Source organism: Nocardiopsis sp. CNZ308 (assembly GCF_004217075.1).
The window spans coordinates 2,747,977-2,765,147 of the sequence record NZ_SHKJ01000001.1 but is presented as its reverse complement, the minus strand read 5'-3'; the positions used below and the strand labels follow the sequence as shown (position 1 = coordinate 2,765,147).

Annotated in this window: 14 protein-coding genes; 9 read left to right on the top strand and 5 right to left on the bottom strand. The window is 71.4% G+C overall.

From position 1 onward, the window contains the following. The first annotated feature begins 17 nt into the window (after nt 1-17). Nucleotides 18-2,672, top strand: a complete 2,655-nt coding sequence (locus EV372_RS12045) for a TPR repeat domain-containing protein (protein WP_130396072.1) — start codon at nt 18-20, stop codon at nt 2,670-2,672. Between the two features lie 40 nt (nt 2,673-2,712). After that, nucleotides 2,713-3,222: a hypothetical protein gene (locus tag EV372_RS12040; protein ID WP_130396071.1), complete on the top strand. Its 510-nt coding sequence runs from the start codon at nt 2,713-2,715 to the stop codon at nt 3,220-3,222. Nucleotides 3,223-3,321: 99 nt separating this feature from the next. Here the strand turns inward: EV372_RS12040 and EV372_RS12035 are convergent, their stop codons facing one another. The 3 genes from EV372_RS12035 to pdhA are packed head-to-tail and all read right to left on the bottom strand — an operon-like array spanning nt 3,322 to nt 6,846. Then, the gene (locus EV372_RS12035) at nt 3,322-4,725 is read right to left on the bottom strand and encodes a dihydrolipoamide acetyltransferase family protein (protein ID WP_130396070.1); all 1,404 of its coding nucleotides are present in this window, start codon (nt 4,723-4,725) and stop codon (nt 3,322-3,324) included. Between the two features lie 21 nt (nt 4,726-4,746). Continuing rightward, entirely contained in the window at nt 4,747-5,727 is a 981-nt protein-coding gene (locus EV372_RS12030; RefSeq protein ID WP_130396069.1) for an alpha-ketoacid dehydrogenase subunit beta, read from the bottom strand. 3 nt (nt 5,728-5,730) lie between these two features. Then, the gene (gene pdhA, locus EV372_RS12025; RefSeq protein WP_130396068.1) at nt 5,731-6,846 is read right to left on the bottom strand and encodes a pyruvate dehydrogenase (acetyl-transferring) E1 component subunit alpha; all 1,116 of its coding nucleotides are present in this window, start codon (nt 6,844-6,846) and stop codon (nt 5,731-5,733) included. Between the two features lie 540 nt (nt 6,847-7,386). On the opposite strand from pdhA, the gene EV372_RS12020 reads away from it, so the two are divergent. Continuing rightward, entirely contained in the window at nt 7,387-8,424 is a 1,038-nt protein-coding gene (locus tag EV372_RS12020) for a CPBP family intramembrane glutamic endopeptidase (RefSeq protein ID WP_275101136.1), read from the top strand. 101 nt (nt 8,425-8,525) lie between these two features. Here the strand turns inward: EV372_RS12020 and EV372_RS12015 are convergent, their stop codons facing one another. Continuing rightward, the gene (locus tag EV372_RS12015; RefSeq protein WP_013156401.1) at nt 8,526-9,161 is read right to left on the bottom strand and encodes a sigma-70 family RNA polymerase sigma factor; all 636 of its coding nucleotides are present in this window, start codon (nt 9,159-9,161) and stop codon (nt 8,526-8,528) included. A gap of 281 nt (nt 9,162-9,442) precedes the next feature. Here EV372_RS12015 and purS point away from each other — a divergent pair, with 281 nt between their 5' ends. The 6 genes from purS to EV372_RS11985 all read left to right on the top strand — a co-directional run bounded on the left by purS (nt 9,443) and on the right by EV372_RS11985 (nt 15,156). Next, nucleotides 9,443-9,688, top strand: a complete 246-nt coding sequence (gene purS / locus EV372_RS12010; RefSeq protein ID WP_013156400.1) for a phosphoribosylformylglycinamidine synthase subunit PurS — start codon at nt 9,443-9,445, stop codon at nt 9,686-9,688. 242 nt (nt 9,689-9,930) lie between these two features. Beyond that, nucleotides 9,931-10,410: an ATP-binding protein gene (locus EV372_RS12005; protein ID WP_130396066.1), complete on the top strand. Its 480-nt coding sequence runs from the start codon at nt 9,931-9,933 to the stop codon at nt 10,408-10,410. Between the two features lie 386 nt (nt 10,411-10,796). After that, complete coding sequence (gene purQ / locus EV372_RS12000; RefSeq protein ID WP_130396065.1) at nt 10,797-11,492, top strand: phosphoribosylformylglycinamidine synthase subunit PurQ; 696 nt, start codon at nt 10,797-10,799, stop codon at nt 11,490-11,492. Between the two features lie 28 nt (nt 11,493-11,520). Next, the gene (locus EV372_RS11995) at nt 11,521-12,039 is read left to right on the top strand and encodes a hypothetical protein (protein WP_130396064.1); all 519 of its coding nucleotides are present in this window, start codon (nt 11,521-11,523) and stop codon (nt 12,037-12,039) included. 71 nt (nt 12,040-12,110) lie between these two features. Then, nucleotides 12,111-14,405: a phosphoribosylformylglycinamidine synthase subunit PurL gene (gene purL / locus EV372_RS11990; RefSeq protein WP_130396063.1), complete on the top strand. Its 2,295-nt coding sequence runs from the start codon at nt 12,111-12,113 to the stop codon at nt 14,403-14,405. A 511-nt stretch (nt 14,406-14,916) separates the two neighbouring features. Continuing rightward, complete coding sequence (locus tag EV372_RS11985) at nt 14,917-15,156, top strand: hypothetical protein (protein ID WP_130396062.1); 240 nt, start codon at nt 14,917-14,919, stop codon at nt 15,154-15,156. 3 nt (nt 15,157-15,159) lie between these two features. On the opposite strand, the gene EV372_RS11980 is transcribed toward EV372_RS11985, so the two are convergent. Further along, on the bottom strand, nt 15,160-17,064 hold the full coding sequence (locus tag EV372_RS11980; RefSeq protein ID WP_130396061.1) for an endonuclease/exonuclease/phosphatase family protein: 1,905 nt from the start codon (nt 17,062-17,064) through the stop codon (nt 15,160-15,162). Nucleotides 17,065-17,171: the final 107 nt, after the last annotated feature.

The window sequence follows — 17,171 nt, the reverse complement described above, 5'->3', positions numbered from 1 at the left end:
CCCCTCCGAGGAAGACCGTGGCAACCTTCTCTCTCGTCTTCGTCCCCCGCGACTTCCACTACGACTCCAAACCCGTCTACGACTGCGCGGCGGACCTGGAGGTCCTCAACGCGCGCCTCCTCGGCCGCGCCGACGACCTCAGCGGAAGCTTCGACTCGGCCGCGGGCGAGTTCACCGACGTCATCGCCTGGGACATCCGGAGCCTGTCCGAGGAGGACCTCCAGAACTGGCGGGACGCCGCCGTCTCGGTCTCCTACGCGGCCTCGGTGGCCGAGAGGTGGGGGGACATCGTGAAGGCCTTCCACGAGGAGCGCGACTCCCAGGTCACCGCCTGGGAGAGCAGCAGGACGGAGAAGGAGAACGCCGTCCCCGCCAAGTACCAGGACGACCACATCACCTCGTCCCACCCCCAGGCCGACGGCTTCCTGTGGACGGACTGGGGCGCGGGGGACGAGGCGCGGTGCCGGGCCCTCTACGACGAGCTCGCCACCGTGCAGGAGGGGCTCATCAGCCAGGAGCAGACCAACTGGCAGAAGCTCCAGGACGGCGCCGAGGACGTCCGGACGATGCTCGAACAGGGCCCGACCCCGGAGAACGTCCGCAAGCTCATGGACACGGGCAACGCCAACTGGGCGTTCCTCAACCTGGACCCCTCCCGCTACTCCTCGCTCATCGACGACAGCGAGCTCACGCCCGAGAACGCCGAGCAGTACGCCGACGAGCTCGCCGCCTACTGGTCCGGTGACAAGCCGCTGGACGACCGCTACCACGAGATGATGCTCGTGCTCACGATGGTGGGGACCGGCGCCCGGCAGAACCAGCAGGACGGCACGGAGCTCAGTCCCGAGGAGATCGCGTTCCTGGAGGAGTTCTACGCCCAGCTGGAGGAGCCCTACCGCAGGGACGGGGTCGGGGCGGGCATCATGGTCTACCCCGACCTCATGAACGAGTCCGGCATGAGCGACGAGGAGCGGGAGGACGCCCTCGGCGTCCTCGGCAACGGGCTGCTCGCGCTCTCGGACCCCGCGCTCGGCGGAGGGTACGACAACCTGCCCGAGAGCTTCCGGTACGCCGTCGAGGGCTCCTGGATCAACCCCGACGCCGAGAACAAGCTCCCCGGCACGCCCGTGAGCATGGGGATGGACATGAAGGCGCTCTCCGCCTTCATGGAGCACACGGACGAGGGCCTCCAGGGCGGCTACGGGCTGTCGACCAACCTGCACCTGACCACCGGCGCGTTCCTCGACGCCTGGGGCGACGACCCCGACCCCGACGGGGTGCTGCCCGACTCCGAGCAGGTCTCCCACATCATCGACGTGGCCAGCCGCAACACCGACGCCAACTACTACATGCTCACCGGCGAGCACATCAACGCGGAGGAGGGCGTCGACCACGGCGACGAGGACCTGCGCACGCGGGCGCTGGAGGGCACGCTCACCCACGAGTGGCACGACGACGGCCGCACCGCGCGCCAGCTCACCGACTGGCTGGCCGAGGACATCCACAGCGAGGACCCCGACGTGCGCCAGCGGGCCGGGGACGGTTTCGCCGGGTTCATGGAGACCATCACCGACAAGGACATGCACGAGGCCCTCGTCAACACCGGCGTGGACGTGACCGAGGGGGACAACGAGTACTCCGACGCCTCGTTCACCCAGTTCAACGGGGAACTGGCCGACAGCCTCGCCGACGTCTTCGACGCGCACATCTACAGCTTCGCCAACACCGACATCCTGGACCTCAACGAGAACCCCGTGACGGGTATCGGGGACTTCGATCCGGAGACGGGCACCGTGCGCCTGGGCGCCGAGGAGCGCGCCCTGTACATGCAGCTCCTCGTGGGCAACGACGAAACCGCCGGACGCATGGTCAACACGGTGGACGTGTACAAGCAGCTGGAATCCATCGCCTTCCTGGAGTCCGGCAACGAAGCGACCGCCGCGCGCGGCGCCGGACAGCTCCAGGGGCTGTTGGAACGCGCCCTGTACCTGGACTCGCAGGATCGGAGCGCCGACCTCGACAAGACCATCGAACGCAACACGCAGATCGCCGAGTTCGTGGTGGGCGAGGCGGGAGGCCTCTCCGAGAAAGTCCCGGTCATCGGCAAGGCCCTGTCGATGGGGATGGGTCTGGCCGAGGAGAGCATCGTGAACGCGATCGTGGACGGCGAGTACGAGGTCTCCCCCCGCCACCCCGTCTACACCGGCGAGGAGAGCACAACGCGCGCCTTCCAGGCGGCCACGTTCGACTTCCTCGCTCACAGCGACCCCGGGGCGTTCGACGGCGTGGAACGGGGTCACCTCAGGGCGCTGGTCGACGGTGGTGCGCTCACCATCGAGCAGAACGGCGTGGCACTCGGTGCGGCCGACATCCCCAACGACTTCGTCATCGACGACTCCGTCACGATGAGTTTCGAAACGGACCCGAACCGGTGGAGCGACAACGAGGACGACGCGCTCTCCGGGATGGACGACGCGCTCAGCGCCGTCATGGACGGCACCACCGTCAACATCACCTACGAGGACGAGTACGGGTACACGGTCGACCACAGCACGCCCGCCCACGAGGGGGTGGAGCAGTTCACCGACCAGTACATGGGCGGTTACCAGGAGGCGGAGACCTACTTCGGAGGCGGACTCGAAACGTTCGGGAACCCGCCCGGAGGCTCGTGATCCGCGTGACCGCCGCCAACCCACCCGTTCTGGAGGCCCTGTGACACACCTCGGAGGCCGTGCGCCCGTCTTCCTGACGATTCCCCTGTCCGTGTGCCTGACCCTGGCCGCGTGCTCCGCGCCCGAGCCCGAACCCGAAGGAAGTCCTCCGGCGGACAGCGTCTCCCGCTTCTGGGTCGAACGGGAGGCCATGGTGCGCACACTCGACCGCATGCTCACCGAGAACGGTTCCGAAGAAGTCGTCGCAGACATCGGCGGCAGCCGGGACAGGCTCCTCGACAGCGGCGTTCTCCAGCAGACCGAGGACGGATACGCCGTCGAGCTCGACAAGGACGCGTGGAGCACCGAGGGGGTCGACGGCACCGCGAGGGTCGATGACGCCCTCATCGACGCCATGTACTCCAACGAGGTCACCTGGTGCGGTGAACCCGTCGGCGGTGAGGAGTTCGTCGACGCCTACATGGACGAACACTGGGAGACCCTCGACACCCAGGAGGAGTACGCGGCCAGCGTCGCCGACTACGTGGACTGCGGGGACGGCACCCCGTAGTCCGGCCGGGAGACCCTCGGGGGCTGGGCTTCCCCCGCCACGCAAGGGGGCCGGTGCGACATACGCGCACCGGCCCCCTGACCCGCTCCGCGAGAGTCCCTAGCCCCAGGCCAGGGCGGTCAGCTCCGGGTCCTCCAGCGCCGTGCCGATGTCGCGCAGCACCTTGGAGCCCAGCTCCCCGTCGACCAGGCGGTGGTCGAAGGACAGCGACAGGGTCGTCACCTTGCGGACCTTGAGCTTGCCCTTGTGCACCCAGGGCATGTCCCGGATCTGCCCGAAGGCGAGGATGGCCGCCTCACCCGGGTTGAGGATCGGGGTGCCCGCGTCCACGCCGAACACGCCGACGTTGGTGATCGTGATGGTGCCGCCGGACATGTCCGCCGGGCTGGTCTTGCCCGCCCGGGCGGTCTCGGTCAGCCGCTTCAGCCCCGCCGCCAGCTCCGGCAGGGTCATGGCGTCGGCGTCCTTGATGTTGGGCACCACCAGACCGCGCTCGGTGGCCGCCGCGATCCCCAGGTTCACGTAGTCCTTGACCACGATCTCCTGGTTCTCCTCGTCCCAGGAGGCGTTGACCTCCGGGTGCCGCCGGACCGCCATGAGCAGGGCCTTGGCGACCAGCAGCAGCGGGGACACCCGCACGTCGGCGAAGTCGGGCCGCTCGCGCAGGCGCGCGACCGCCTTCATCGTCCTGGTGACGTCCACCTGGAGGAACTCGGTGACGTGCGGAGCGGTGAACGCGCTGCCGACCATCGCCGCGGCCGTGTGCTTGCGCACGCCCTTGACGGGCACGCGCCGCTCGCGCGCGGTGCGGTCCACGGCCGCCGCGGGGGCGGCCTGCACGGTCTCCGCGGCCGCCGGGCCCCCCGGAGCCTGACCGACCGCGGCCCGCACGTCCTCGCGGGTGACGACGCCGTTGTCCCCCGTGGGGATGACCGACGCCAGGTCCACGCCGAGGTCCTTGGCCAGCTTGCGCACCGGCGGCTTGGCGAGCGGACGGCCCGGCGCCCGCGCCGGGGCGGGGGCCGGGGCCGCCCGCGTCTCCCGCACCGCGGGCGTGTTGGCGGGCGCGGGCTCGCTGACGCGCGGCACGGGCGGCGACACCGGCGCCGAGGGGCCCGGGCGGCGGCGCGGGCGGCGCTGGGTGGAGGCCGCCTTCTCGCCGTAGCCGACCAGCGGCTTCTCCCGCTCCTCGGAGTCCGCCGACGGGGCGGCCTCCGGGGCGGAACCGCCGGAGCCGTCGTCCACGGTGATGATCACCGCGCCGACCTCCACGGTCTGGCCCTCCTCGGCCAGCAGCTCGCGCACCGTCCCCGCGTACGGGCTGGGGAGCTCGACGACCGCCTTGGCGGTCTCGATCTCGCAGATCATCTGGTTGACCCCGACCTCGTCACCCGGCTTGACGTACCAGGAGAGGAGTTCGGCCTCGACCAGGCCCTCCCCGACGTCGGGCAGCTTGAACGACTGCACTCCGCCGACGGCGGGTTCGTTCTTGGAAATCGCCATGTCCTTCGGTTTCCCCGATCCCTAGTACGCGAACGCCCGGTCGACACCGTCCAGAACCCGGTCCAGGTCCGGCAGGTAGTGCTCCTCCAGCCGGGACTGCGGGTAGGGGGTGTCGAACGCGGCCACGCGGATGACCGGCGACTCCAGGTGGTAGAAGCACTCCTCGGTGACCCGGGCGGCGATCTCCGCGCCGGGGCCGCCGGAGAGGGGGGCCTCGTGGGCGACGACCAGGCGCCCCGTCCTCTTCACCGAGGCGAACAGGGTCGGGTAGTCCACGGGGGACAGCGAACGCAGGTCGACGACCTCGACGGAGTGGTCGGTGTCGGCCTCGGCGGCCTGGAGCGCCGTCTTGACCATGGGCCCGTACGCCACGAGGGTCACGTCCGTGCCGGGACGGATCACGCGCGCGGCGCCCATCGGGGCGGCCTCGGCGATGGACGCCTCGGTGTCGACCTCGGCCTTCTCGTAGTAGCGCCGCTTGGGCTCCAGGAAGATCACCGGGTCGTCGGAGCGCACGGCCTGCTGGATCATCCAGTAGGCGTCCTCGGGGTTGGCCACCGACACCACGCGCAGCCCGGCGGTGTGGGTGAAGTAGGCCTCCGGGGACTCGCTGTGGTGCTCGACCGCGCCGATGCCGCCGCCGTAGGGGATGCGCATGACCACGGGCATGCTGAGCGTGCCCGCCGAGCGGCGCCGCATCTTGGCCAGCTGGGTGAAGGTCTGGTTCGCGGCCGGGAAGAAGAAGCCGTCGAACTGGATCTCCACCACGGGGCGGTAGCCGCGCATGGCCATGCCGATCGCGGTGCCGACGATGCCGGACTCGGCGAGGGGGGTGTCGATGACCCGGTCGGCGCCGAAGTCCTTGTACAGGCCGTCGGTGACCCGGAAGACGCCGCCGAGCCTGCCGACGTCCTCGCCCATGACCAGGACCTTGGGGTCGTGCTCCATGGCGGCGCGCAGGCCGGCGTTGATGGCCTTGCCGATGGTGAGGTTGGTTCCCATGGCCTAACGGCCCCCTTCCGCGCCCGCGCCCTCGAAGGAGGCCAGGTAGTCGGCGAACTCGGACCGCTGCTGGTCGATGTGGACGTTGGGCTCGGCGTAGACCTCGTGGAAGATGTCGAGGGGCTCGGGGTCGGGCAGGGACCGGCACTCGGTGCGCACCCGCTCGCCCAGCCGGTCCGCCTCGGCGTCCACGGACGCGAAGAACTCCTCGTCGGCGTGGCCGCCCCGCTCCAGGTAGCGGCGGACCCGCAGGATCGGGTCCTTGGCCTTCCACTCGTCGAGCTCGGCCGACGCGCGGTAGCGGGTGGGGTCGTCGTTGGTGGTGTGGGCGCCCATCCGGTAGGTGAACGCCTCCACGAGCGTGGGGCCGTTGCCCTCGCGGGCGTTGGACAGCGCGGCCCGGGTCACGGCCAGGCAGGCCAGGACGTCGTTGCCGTCCACGCGCAGGCCGGGGAAGCCGAACCCGGCGGCGCGCCGGTAGATGGGCACGCGGGCCTGGCGCTCCAGCGGTTCGGAGATCGCCCACTGGTTGTTCTGGCAGAAGAAGACCACCGGGGCGTTGTTGACCGAGGCGAAGTTGAACGCCTCGTTGGTGTCGCCCTGGCTGGTGGCCCCGTCGCCGAAGTAGGAGATGACGGCGGTGCCGTCCTCGCCGACGGCGCCGTCGCGCTGGACGCCCATGGCGTAGCCGGTGGCGTGCAGGGCCTGGCTGCCGATGACGATCGTGTACAGGTGGAAGCCGTGCTCGTGGGGGTCCCAGCCCCCGTTGGTGACGCCGCGGAACATGCCGAGCAGTTCGCGGGGCTCGATGCCCCGGCACCACGCGACGCCGTGCTCGCGGTAGGAGGGGAAGGCCATGTCCTTCGCGCCCAGCGCGCGTGCGGAGCCGATCTGCGCGGCCTCCTGGCCCAGCAGCGAGGCCCACAGGCCCAGCTCGCCCTGGCGCTGGAGGGAGACCGCCTCGCTGTCGAACCTGCGCACCAGGACCAGGTCGCGGTACAGGGCGCGGATCTCCTCGGCGCTGATGTCCAGGGGGTAGTCGGGGTGCCCCGTCAACTCCCCTTCCGGTGTCAGGAGCTGGATCAGCTCCGGTTCCTCGTGCACGGTCGTGTCCGACACGTTGCTCCCTCGGGTTCTCGGGGCCGAATTCGCGTGGGTGAACGCTGATCGGCCGAATCACGGTCCTCGTCCCACCCGGGGTGGTGGGCGGGAGTCGGACAGCCCTCTCCATATCGTGACAGAACTCACCATGGAGAGCGCAAGCCCTCAGCGTCACCTTTTCAGCTGCGGGCCCCATGATCCCCGATCCCCGACCAGTGCGATTACCAGGGCTTCCTAGCACTTACAAGGGTTTCCAACGACTTTTCGAGGACGTGGCCGCGACCCGCGCGGCCCGCGGAGGGGCCAGGGGACACGAGAACCGCCCCGGCACGGGGAACGCCCGCCCGCCCGCACCGGTCGGCGTGCGGGGGACGCCTTCCGTCACGGGCCCGGAGGCACCGCGCACCCGGTTCTCCGGCACCGGCGCGGAGTGCCGATCCGAGGCGCCTCCGGGCACGCCCGCATGACAACCGTCATACGACGATCGCTGTGAAACGCGGAAAAATCAGATGATCAGCGGTACTACTGTGCGCAATCCGCCGAAACTAGGTTCAGAACATGCACCGCGACGACGAACATCCCCCCGCGCAACCGCTCCGGACGGATCCCCCGGCCCCGAGTGCGGGCCCCGAGCACCCATCACCCGAGACCCGGCGGCGGCGCGGCCCCCGCCCGGTCCCGCCGGGTGTGCCCTACCACCGTGTCCTCGCCCACGAGAAGCGCCGCGTCTGGCGCGGCGTCGCCGCTCTCGTCCTCTTCATGGGCGGGATGCTGGTCTTCTCCTTCGCCGCCGGGATCCTCGGCGCGTTCGCCGACCTGGCGCTCGGCCGCTCCAGCGTGATGCTGGGCGGGGACGAGTTCACGCCCGTCACCCAGGCCTCCGCTCTGCTCGGGCTCGCCCTGCTGCTGCCGTGGAGCATGCTCATCCAACGGTGGCTCTACGGCGTGAGGGGCGCCTCGCTGCATTCGGTCCGGTCGCTCTTCCGGGCCGACCTGTTCGGGCGGTCCCTCCTGGTGATCCTGCCCGTCTGGACGGTCTACCTGGCCGTCTTCTCCGTCTTCACGCCCTACCCCGAGACCTCCTGGCTGTTCACCGACCTCATCGCCATGTTCGCCGTCATCGTGCTGCTGGCACCGTTGCAGTCGGCCGGCGAGGAGTACGGTTTCCGCGGGCTCGCCTTCCGCGTCGCCGCCAGCTGGGGCCGTGGCGCGCGCACCAGCCTCGTTCTCGGCGTGCTCGTGTCGAGTCTGCTGTTCATGGCGGCGCACCTGGCGTTCGACCCGTGGCTCAACCTGTACTACTTCACGATGGGCGTCACCCTCGCCCTCATCACGTGGCGCACGGGTGGCCTGGAGGTCGCCGTGGTCATTCACGCGGTCAACAACACGGTCGCCTTCCTCATCACCATCGTCACGCACGCCGACCTCATGGAGGGGATGGACCGGTCGGTGGGCGCCGGGTCGCCCGTCATGCTCGTGCCCTGCGTCCTCCTCATCGCGATCACGGCCGTGGTGTGGCTGCGCACGCGGGGGAGGGGACCGGAGGCGACCCCCGTGGAGGCGGCCCCGACCCCGGTGGCGGAACGGAACGCGTGACCGGAGCGGGGGATCGCGGGATCCGCCCATGAGCCCGGTTCGAGTACCGGGCAGGGTCGTTCGGACCCGGGGGAGGGGCCCTGCGCGGCCGGTTACTCGGCTTACTCGGCCGCGGCGTGCGCCCTGGAGGCGGGGACCCTCATGCCGCGGTCGCGGGCGTAGTCGGCGAGCATCTCGCGGAGCTGGCGGCGGGCGCGGTGCAGCCGGGACATGACCGTCCCCAGGGGCGTCCCCATCCGCTCGGCCACCTCCTTGTAGGCGTAGCCCTCGATGTCGACGAGGTAGATGACCTCCTGGAACTCCTCGGGCAGGCGTGCGAGCGCCTGCTTGATGTCGGAGTCGGGCAGGTGGTCCAGGACCTCGTTCTCGGCCGACCTCATGCCGGAGGACGTGTGCGCCTCGGCGGCGGCGAGCTGCCAGTCCTTGATCTCGTCGGTGGTCTCCTGGCGCGGTTCGCGCTGCTTCTTGCGGTAGCTGTTGATGAAGGTGTTGGTCAGGATCCGGTAAAGCCAGGCTCGCAGGTTCGTACCCGCGCGGAACTGGTGGAAATTCGCGAAGGCCTTGGCGAAGGTCTCCTGCACGAGGTCCTCCGCGTCGGCGGGGTTGCGGGTCATCCGCAGGGCCGTGGGGTAGAGCTGGTCGGCGAACGGTGTCACCGCGGTGGCGAAGTCCAGCGTCTGCTCCCCCTCGCGGGTCTCACCGGTCGTGGAGGCCTGGTCCATTTCGATAGTCGTCAAGATTCCCCCTCAGGACGACCGGACGGTCACTTCCACTGTGTAAGACGCCGCCGCAGGCCTCCAATGATGACATCAATCCACGTGATACGAGTCACGGGATCCCCGAAACAGTCACCAGTACTGCCCAACGTGGGGTAAAGGCCCGGCGCGCCTCCTGGTCAGGATGCCTACCCGTTTGCGCGTGCCGTACGCTTGCGACGTCCCCCTCCCCGCCGGTCCGGGGAGGCGGCCCGCCCGCCGCAGGCACGTGCGGCACACCCCTTTTCCTTGTGGAGGACCCTGTGGCCCGCGTCGTTGTTGACGTCATGCTCAAGCCCGAGATCCTGGACCCCCAGGGCCAGGCCATCGCCGGGGCCTGCTCCCGGCTGGGCTTCGAGGGGATCGAGCAGGTCCGCCAGGGCAAGCGCTTCGAGGTCGAGGTGGAGGGCGCGGTGGACGAGGCCAAGCTCGCCGACGTCCGCCGTCTGGCCGAGACCCTCCTCGCCAACACCGTCATCGAGGAGTACAGCGTGCGCGTGGAGGACTGACCTCCGCGCGTGTGACCCGAGGCACTCCTCGCGCCGCGCCCCTCCCGGATTCCGCCGCCGCGGGAAACCCGCGGGGAAATTCGTGGGAATTCGTCCGCACGGTGTCCGACGTGCCCGAAGTGCCGGAGAGAACAGCCGTGTCCCCGCCGGGGACACGGCTGTTCGTTTTACTCCGTCCGCCCTCGGGGAAGGTTCCTAACATGCCGGGATGAACACGACAACGGAGCACGAGAGGTGTACGAATGGACGCCGATTTCTCGATCTCCCTCCCAAGGCAGGCGTACACGGTCGCCGTCGCCCGCGATGTCCTGGGCACCCTCCTCGTTCGCGCGGGAGTGTGCGGGGACTGCGTCGACGACATCCTCCTGGCCGTCTCCGAGGCCTGTGCCAACGCGATCGACCACGGCGGGCCGGCCCGCGACTACAGGGTCGAGGCGGAGATGGGCGGGCGATGGTGTGAACTGCGGATCTCCCATACCGGGAGAGCGCCCGATCCCGTGGCGCTCGCGGAGCGGTTCACCACCGACCACACGCCCCTCCCCGGTCTGGAAGCGGAATCGGGCAGGGGCATTCTGTTGATGCGCTACCTCATGGACGAGGTCGCCTTCGAGGGGGAACCAAGGACCACGGTCCTGCTGCGCAAGCGGCTCACGGCTTGCGACGGACCGCCGGACGAAAGGGCCGCCGATCAGGTGCCGGCCCAGCGCTACGCCCTGATGTGAGCGGGCCGAGCCGCGTGTCCCCCGGCCCCGGGACGCGGCGGCCCCCGGCCAGGGCCCGGACCGCGCCGTCGATGCGCGCGTCCACCGCCCCGCCGCGACCGCGGACCATCCCCGTGACGCATCACACAGGACCCTTCCGACACCACCGTTTCCGCCTGTGGAATGCCACACCGGAACGCGGTGCGTGACCACCGGAGTTCGGAGCATCCTCCAAAGGAAAGGCCCCCGAGGGGTTCCGCCGTCGTACCCGACCACAGGTGAGCGGGTACGCTGCGGAGTGCGGACGCACCGTCCCCAGGGACGGGGCCAGGCAGCGGCGTCTCCCTCGCCGCACTCTCCCCGTGTCACGCGGGGACGGACTCGACCCGATCTCTCGGAGTGTGCTCATGACAGCCCGTGTGGGCGTCGTCACCTTCCCCGGCTCCCTCGACGACAAGGACGCCGCGCGCGCCGTCGCGCTGGCGGGCGCCGAACCCGTCTCGCTCTGGCACGCGGACGCCGACCTCAGGGGCGTCGACGCCGTGGTCCTGCCTGGAGGCTTCTCCTACGGCGACTACCTGCGCTGCGGGGCCATCGCCCGGTTCGCCCCCCTGATGTCGGAGCTGGTCCCGGCCGCCCGCTCGGGCGCGCTGCCGGTCCTGGGCATCTGCAACGGCTTCCAGATCCTGTGCGAGAGCCACCTGCTCCCCGGAGCCCTGACCCGCAACTCCTCGCTGCGGTTCGTCAACCGCGACCAGGTGCTGCGCGTGGAGAACACCGGCACCGCGTGGACCGGCGCCTACACCGAGGGCCAGGAGATCCTGGTGGTGCTCAAGAGCGGTGAGGGCAGCTACGTCGCCGACGAGCACACCCTGGACGAGCTGGAGGCCACCGGCCGCGTCGTGGTCCGCTACGCCGGCGGCAACCCCAACGGCTCCCGCCGCGACATCGCCGGGATCACCAACGAGCACGGGAACGTCGTCGGTCTCATGCCGCACCCCGAGCACGCCGTCGAAGCGCTCACCGGCCCCTCCGACGAGGGCCTGGGCTTCTTCTCCTCGATCCTCGCCCACCTGGCCGCCGGTTCGCCGGTGAACGCCTGAGCCGCATCCCGAACTGGAGGGTTGGCCGATGATGGGACTGCTGCGCTCCAGAAGGACGATGTTCGTCCTCGTGGGGCTGGTCGTGGTCGGACTGGTGGTGTCCGCGGGCATCGGCCTGTTCAACGCCATCGGCTCGGCACCCGTCGCCTCGCCCCCTCCCCAGGGCCAGCAGGACGGGGACCGGGGCGGCGCTCCGTCCCAGGACCCGCCGCCGGACGTGGACGTGCTCGGCCAGGCGCCCTCCGGCCTGTCCTACGTCTCCGACCCGGAGGCCGACGTCTACTGCGAGGGCACCGAGTGCGTCCGGCTGGTGATGGTCGTGACCGAGGACGGTGAGCTCACCGAGGACTCGCGCGAGACCGTCGACACGGTGGTCTCCCACCTCCTCGGCCGGGGCTGGGAGGAACAGGAGCCCCAGGGAGCGCCCGAGGAGCAGGTCTTCCTCAGCGACGGCGAACACATGCTGGCCGACACCTCCGCCCACGACGAACCCGAGTCCCCGGCGACGCTGATGCTCGGCGACGCGAGCGGGCCCCGAACGTCCTGACCCGACCTTCCGCGCCGTTGGTCGGACGCCACGGCCCGGCTTCCACCCGAACACCCCGAACGGAACCACGCATGTCTGAAGCACCTGGTCTCGACACCGTCGCCGTGGCGCACGACAACCCCGACACACCCCAGCCGTACGCCGAACTGGGCATGGCCAAGGACGAGTACGAGCGGGTACGCGAGATCCTGGGCCGCCGCCCCACCTCCGCCGAGCTGGCCATCTACTCGGTCATGTGGAGCGAGCACTGCTCCTACAAGTCGTCCAAGGTGCACCTGCGCCAGTTCGGGGAGAAGGCGCCCGAGAACGACGCCCTGCTCGTCGGCATGGGTGAGAACGCGGGCGTGGTGGACGTCGGCGACGGCCGCGCGGTCACGTTCAAGATCGAGTCGCACAACCACCCCTCCTACGTGGAGCCGCACCAGGGCGCGGCCACCGGCGTGGGCGGCATCGTGCGCGACATCCTCACCATGGGCGCCCGCCCCGTCGCGGTGATGGACGCGCTGCGCTTCGGCCCGGCCGACGCCGACGACACCAAGCGGGTGCTGCCCGGCGTGGTGTCGGGCATCTCCTTCTACGGCAACTGCCTGGGCCTGCCCAACATCGGCGGCGAGATCGGCTTCGGCGCCGGGTACATCGGCAACCCGCTGGTCAACGCGCTGTGCGTCGGCGTGATGCGGCACGAGGACATCAAGCTGGCGCAGGCGCCCGGACCGGGCAACAAGGTGGTGCTGTTCGGCTCCACCACCGGCCCCGACGGGATCGGCGGCGCCTCGGTGCTGGCCAGCGCCACCTTCGACGAGGAGTCGCACGCCAAGCGGCCCAGCGTGCAGGTCGGCGACCCGTTCATGGAGAAGCTGCTCATCGAGTGCAGCCTGGAGCTGTTCGAGAAGGACCTGGTCGTCGGCATCCAGGACCTCGGGGCCGCGGGCGTGTCCTGCGCCACCACCGAGCTCGCCGCGGGCGGCACCGGCGGCATGCGCGTCCAGCTGGACCGGGTTCCGCTGCGCGACCACCGGCTCACTCCCGAGGAGATCCTCATGAGCGAGTCGCAGGAGCGCATGATGGCGATCGTCGAGCCCGCGAAGCTGGACGAGTTCCTGGCCATCTGCGACAAGTGGCAGATCCTGGCCACCGAGATCGGCGAGGTCACCGACGTGACCCCCGAGGAGGCCGAGCGCGGCGGCCGCCTGGTGATGACCTGGCACGGCGAGACCGTGGTGGACATGCCGCCGCGGACCGCCTCCGACGAGGGCCCCGTCTACCAGCGCCCGTACTCGCGCCCGGCCTCGCAGGACGCGCTCCAGGCCGACGACGCCGGGAAGCTGCCCCGGCCCTCCGGCGACGCCGAGCTGCGCGAACAGGTGCTGCGCGTGCTGGGCGCCCCGGGCGTGGGCGACCCGACGTGGATCACCCAGCAGTACGACAGCTACGTGCGCGGCGACACGGTGGTCTCCACCCCGCACGACGCCGGGATGATCCGCGTCTCCGACGACTCCCACCGCGGCGTGGCCCTGTCCACGGACGGCAACGGCCGCTTCACCCGGCTGGACCCGTACACGGGCACGCAGCTGGCCTACGCCGAGGCCTACCGCAACGTCGCCGCCACGGGCGCGCGCCCGCTGGCGGTGACCAACTGCCTCAACTTCGGCTCGCCCGAGGACCCCGGGGTGATGTGGCAGTTCGCCGAGTCCACCCGCGGGCTGGCCGACGCCTGCCAGCAGCTGGGCACCCCGGTGACCGGCGGAAACGTGAGCTTCTACAACCAGACCGGTGACGTGGCGATCAACCCGACCCCGGTGATCGGTGTGCTCGGCGTGATCGACGACGTGCGCACCCGGCTGCGGACGGCGTTCGGCACCGACGGCGCCCGGGTGTTCCTGCTGGGCGAGACCCGGCCGGAGTTCGGCGGTTCGGCGTGGGCCGACACGGTCCACGGCCACCTGGGCGGACTGCCGCCGCGGGTGGACCTGGCCGCCGAGGCCGCCCTGGGCGAGGTGCTGGCCGCCTCCGCCGAGCGGGGTCTGGCCGAGGCCGCGCACGACCTGTCCGACGGCGGCCTGGCGGTCGCGCTGGCCGAGTCGGCGATGCGCGGCGGCCGGGGCGTGCGGGTGACCGTGGACGGGGACGTGTTCACCGCCCTGTTCAGCGAGTCCGGCGCCCGCGCGGTCGTCGCGGTGCGGCCGGGCGAGGAGGAGGCGTTCGTGGCGCTGGCCAACGAGCACGGCGTGCCGGTGGAGCAGATCGGCGTCGTGGGCGGCGAGACCCTGTCGGTCACGCACCCCGGCGGCGCCGTGGAGATCGCGCTGACCGACCTGCGCGCCTCCTACGAGGCGGCCCTGCCCGCCCTGATGGACGGCGTGTGACACTGGCCGTTCGCGGCGGGGGCGTCCTTCGGGGCGCCCCCGCCGCGTCGTCTCAGCCGACCGCTGCCCCTCCAGTTCCCGGTAACCGCTCATCCGTCTGCCTCCCGCTGCGGGTCCATCACGTAGGACCCACAGAGGTGTTCCGCGCGGGATACCGTCTCTCGGTATCAGGACCGCCACTGACCTGACTCGTCGGCTCCGGGAAGCGGAGTGGAGCGTCACTCGGCGGAGGAACGACACGGCCGACGGGCTGACCGCGCTTGGTGGCCGTGAAGCACTCCCCCTGCCGCGCCCGGTCGAACAACGCGTCGGCGTTACGTTGGAGTCCGCGGATCGCGACCCGCCGATCACGGGTCCGGCTGTCCGTGTTCGCCAGCGTGGAGGCCGGACCGGCTCCCGGAGGAGGTTTTCCGCGTGGTTGCCGCTGGCTGGGTAGGGGACCGGGAAGAAGCGGTGGACCGGGTCCCACGCGGGAACCGGGAGCGTACGGCGACGGAAGGGAGCGGACGTCATGCGACGCGGCAGGTTGAAGGGCCCCCTGGGCAGCCACGAGCGCCCGGCGAGCGCCCTGGGTTTCCGCGCGGTGCTGGCCGTGTTCGGCGCCCTGGTACTGCTGTCCGGCGCGATCGCCGCGTACATGTGGACCGACCAGCTCTGGCTGGTCGTCCTGCTCGGCGCGGGTTTCGTCGCCGCGTGCGTGAACGTGTACTGGGTGTCCAGGCGCCGCAGGTACGAACACCCCTCCCCCTGACCGTCAGGCGACCGGGGTCAGCGTGACGGCCACCGGCCGGTGGTCGGAGTGGGGCACGTCCGGGTTGGCCGGATCGCTCGGCGCCAGGTCCCCGGTGTGCAGGACGTGGTCGATCTGCTGGTCGGAGCCGGTCTCCCCCGGCAGGGTGGGGAAGGGGCGCGCGTCCCGGAACGCGTCGAGCAGCCCGTGCTCGGTGAGCAGGCCCCACGCGGGGGCGTCCGGTTCGATGTTGAGGTCCCCCGCCACCACGACGGGCGTTCCGCGCTCCCGCGCCCGGCGGGCGATCTCCGCGATCTCGCGCAGCTGGCGCCGGGAGGACTCCGCGCGGAAGCCGAGGTCGGCGGGCTGCACGTGGGTGGAGACCACCGTGATCCCGGTGCCGCCGTGGTCCACGGTCACCTCCAGCGCCTGGGCCCCGGTGGGGCCGCTCGGCGTGAGCGGGTGCCTCCGCTCGCGGGTGACGGGCAGGGAGGTGAGCACGGCGTCGCCCCACAGCGGCCCGTCGGCCGGCCCCCAGTGCGCGGCCATGCCCAGTTCGAGCGCGAGCCGGGACAGCACGTCGTTGCCGCCGTTGAGCAGCCAGCCCCGGTCCACCTCGCTGAGGACGACGACGTCGGCGTCCAGGCGGCGCAGCGCCCGAGCCTGCTCGGCGACGGAGAACCGGCCGTCCATGCCGAAGCCCATCCGCACGTTGTAGGCGGCCACGCGCAGCCCCTCCGCCCCGCTCGCGGGTGCGGGTGCGAACGTCCGGGCCGCGAACACGGGCCAGAGGGCGGTGGCGGCCAGGGTGAGCACGGCCGCCCCGGCGGTCAGCGCGAGTGCGCGCGGACGCGGAGGCTCACGGACCTCCGGAACCCGTGAGGACACGGCGGGCAGCAGCAGGGCCGCGGCGAGGAAGGGCACGTACGCGTTGGGCACGTACAGGTCGTAGGCGGAGTAGAACGCGAACACCAGCACCACGAACGACAGCAGACCCGACGCGGCGGCCAGCCCGCTGCGCGCCGCCGACGCCCGCCCGGGCCGGGCGAGCACGGCCCGGCCCGCGCAGGCGGCCAGGGCGAGCTGTCCGGCGACCAGCGCCGCCGTGGACGGCAGGGCCGTCGCGTCCGGGGGCACACCGTCGGAGGACGCCCAGGCCAGCCACGCCAGCGCGGCCAGGAGCACGGCGGGGGCCGCCCACCGGCTCCGGCCCGGAAGGAGCGGACGCCGGACGAGGCCCACCGACAGCACGGCGCCCGTGGCGACGGCCGCGGCGCCCAGCGGTGACCCCGCGAGGGTCTGGCCCACCGCCGGATTGGCGGTGTACAGGCCGGTGAGGAAGAACAGGGGCCCCAGCACCAGCCAGGCCCGGGGCGGCACGGGACGGGCAGGCTCCGGGGCGGTGTCCCGGACGTTGAGCAGCAGGAGCGGGAGGAGCCCGACCTCCGCGATGACCGGCGCCCACGCCAGGGGCGTCGGCCACCACACGAGGTCGATCGCGCCGAAGAGGGAGCGTACGACCGCGGTGGCCGCGATCGCGGCCACGACCACGGTCACCACCTCGCGTCCGTGCAGGCGCCCGTCGACGGCGGACGCCATCGCGGTGCACACCAGCCACACGGTTCCCGCGCCGACCGTGGCCGCGGAGACGTACAGCTGCGGGTCGCCGCCCCCGGTGGCCTGGAGCGCCAGGCGCCCCGCCGCCATCACCACGACGGCGGTGCCCGCCATGGCCGTGGGCGGGATCCGGCGGGCGAGGGGGACGAAGGGGAACGGGGCGAGGAACCAGGCGAGCGCGAACGCGCCCATCAGCGCGGGATCGGTCGTCCCGGCCTGGCCGAACACGGTGATCAGGGACGGCAGGAACACCCGGAGGGCGTCCAGGAACAGCACGGTCCCGACGGCGGCGGCGAGCAGGTCCCGGCGCATGGCCCTCCGCTTCCTCGGTGGACACGAGGAATTCTCATGTTCCGCGCCCGCCGTGGCAAGGGGGTCGAGCGGTAGCGGTTTCCGGAAGCGCCGCCGGGGGCGGGGGC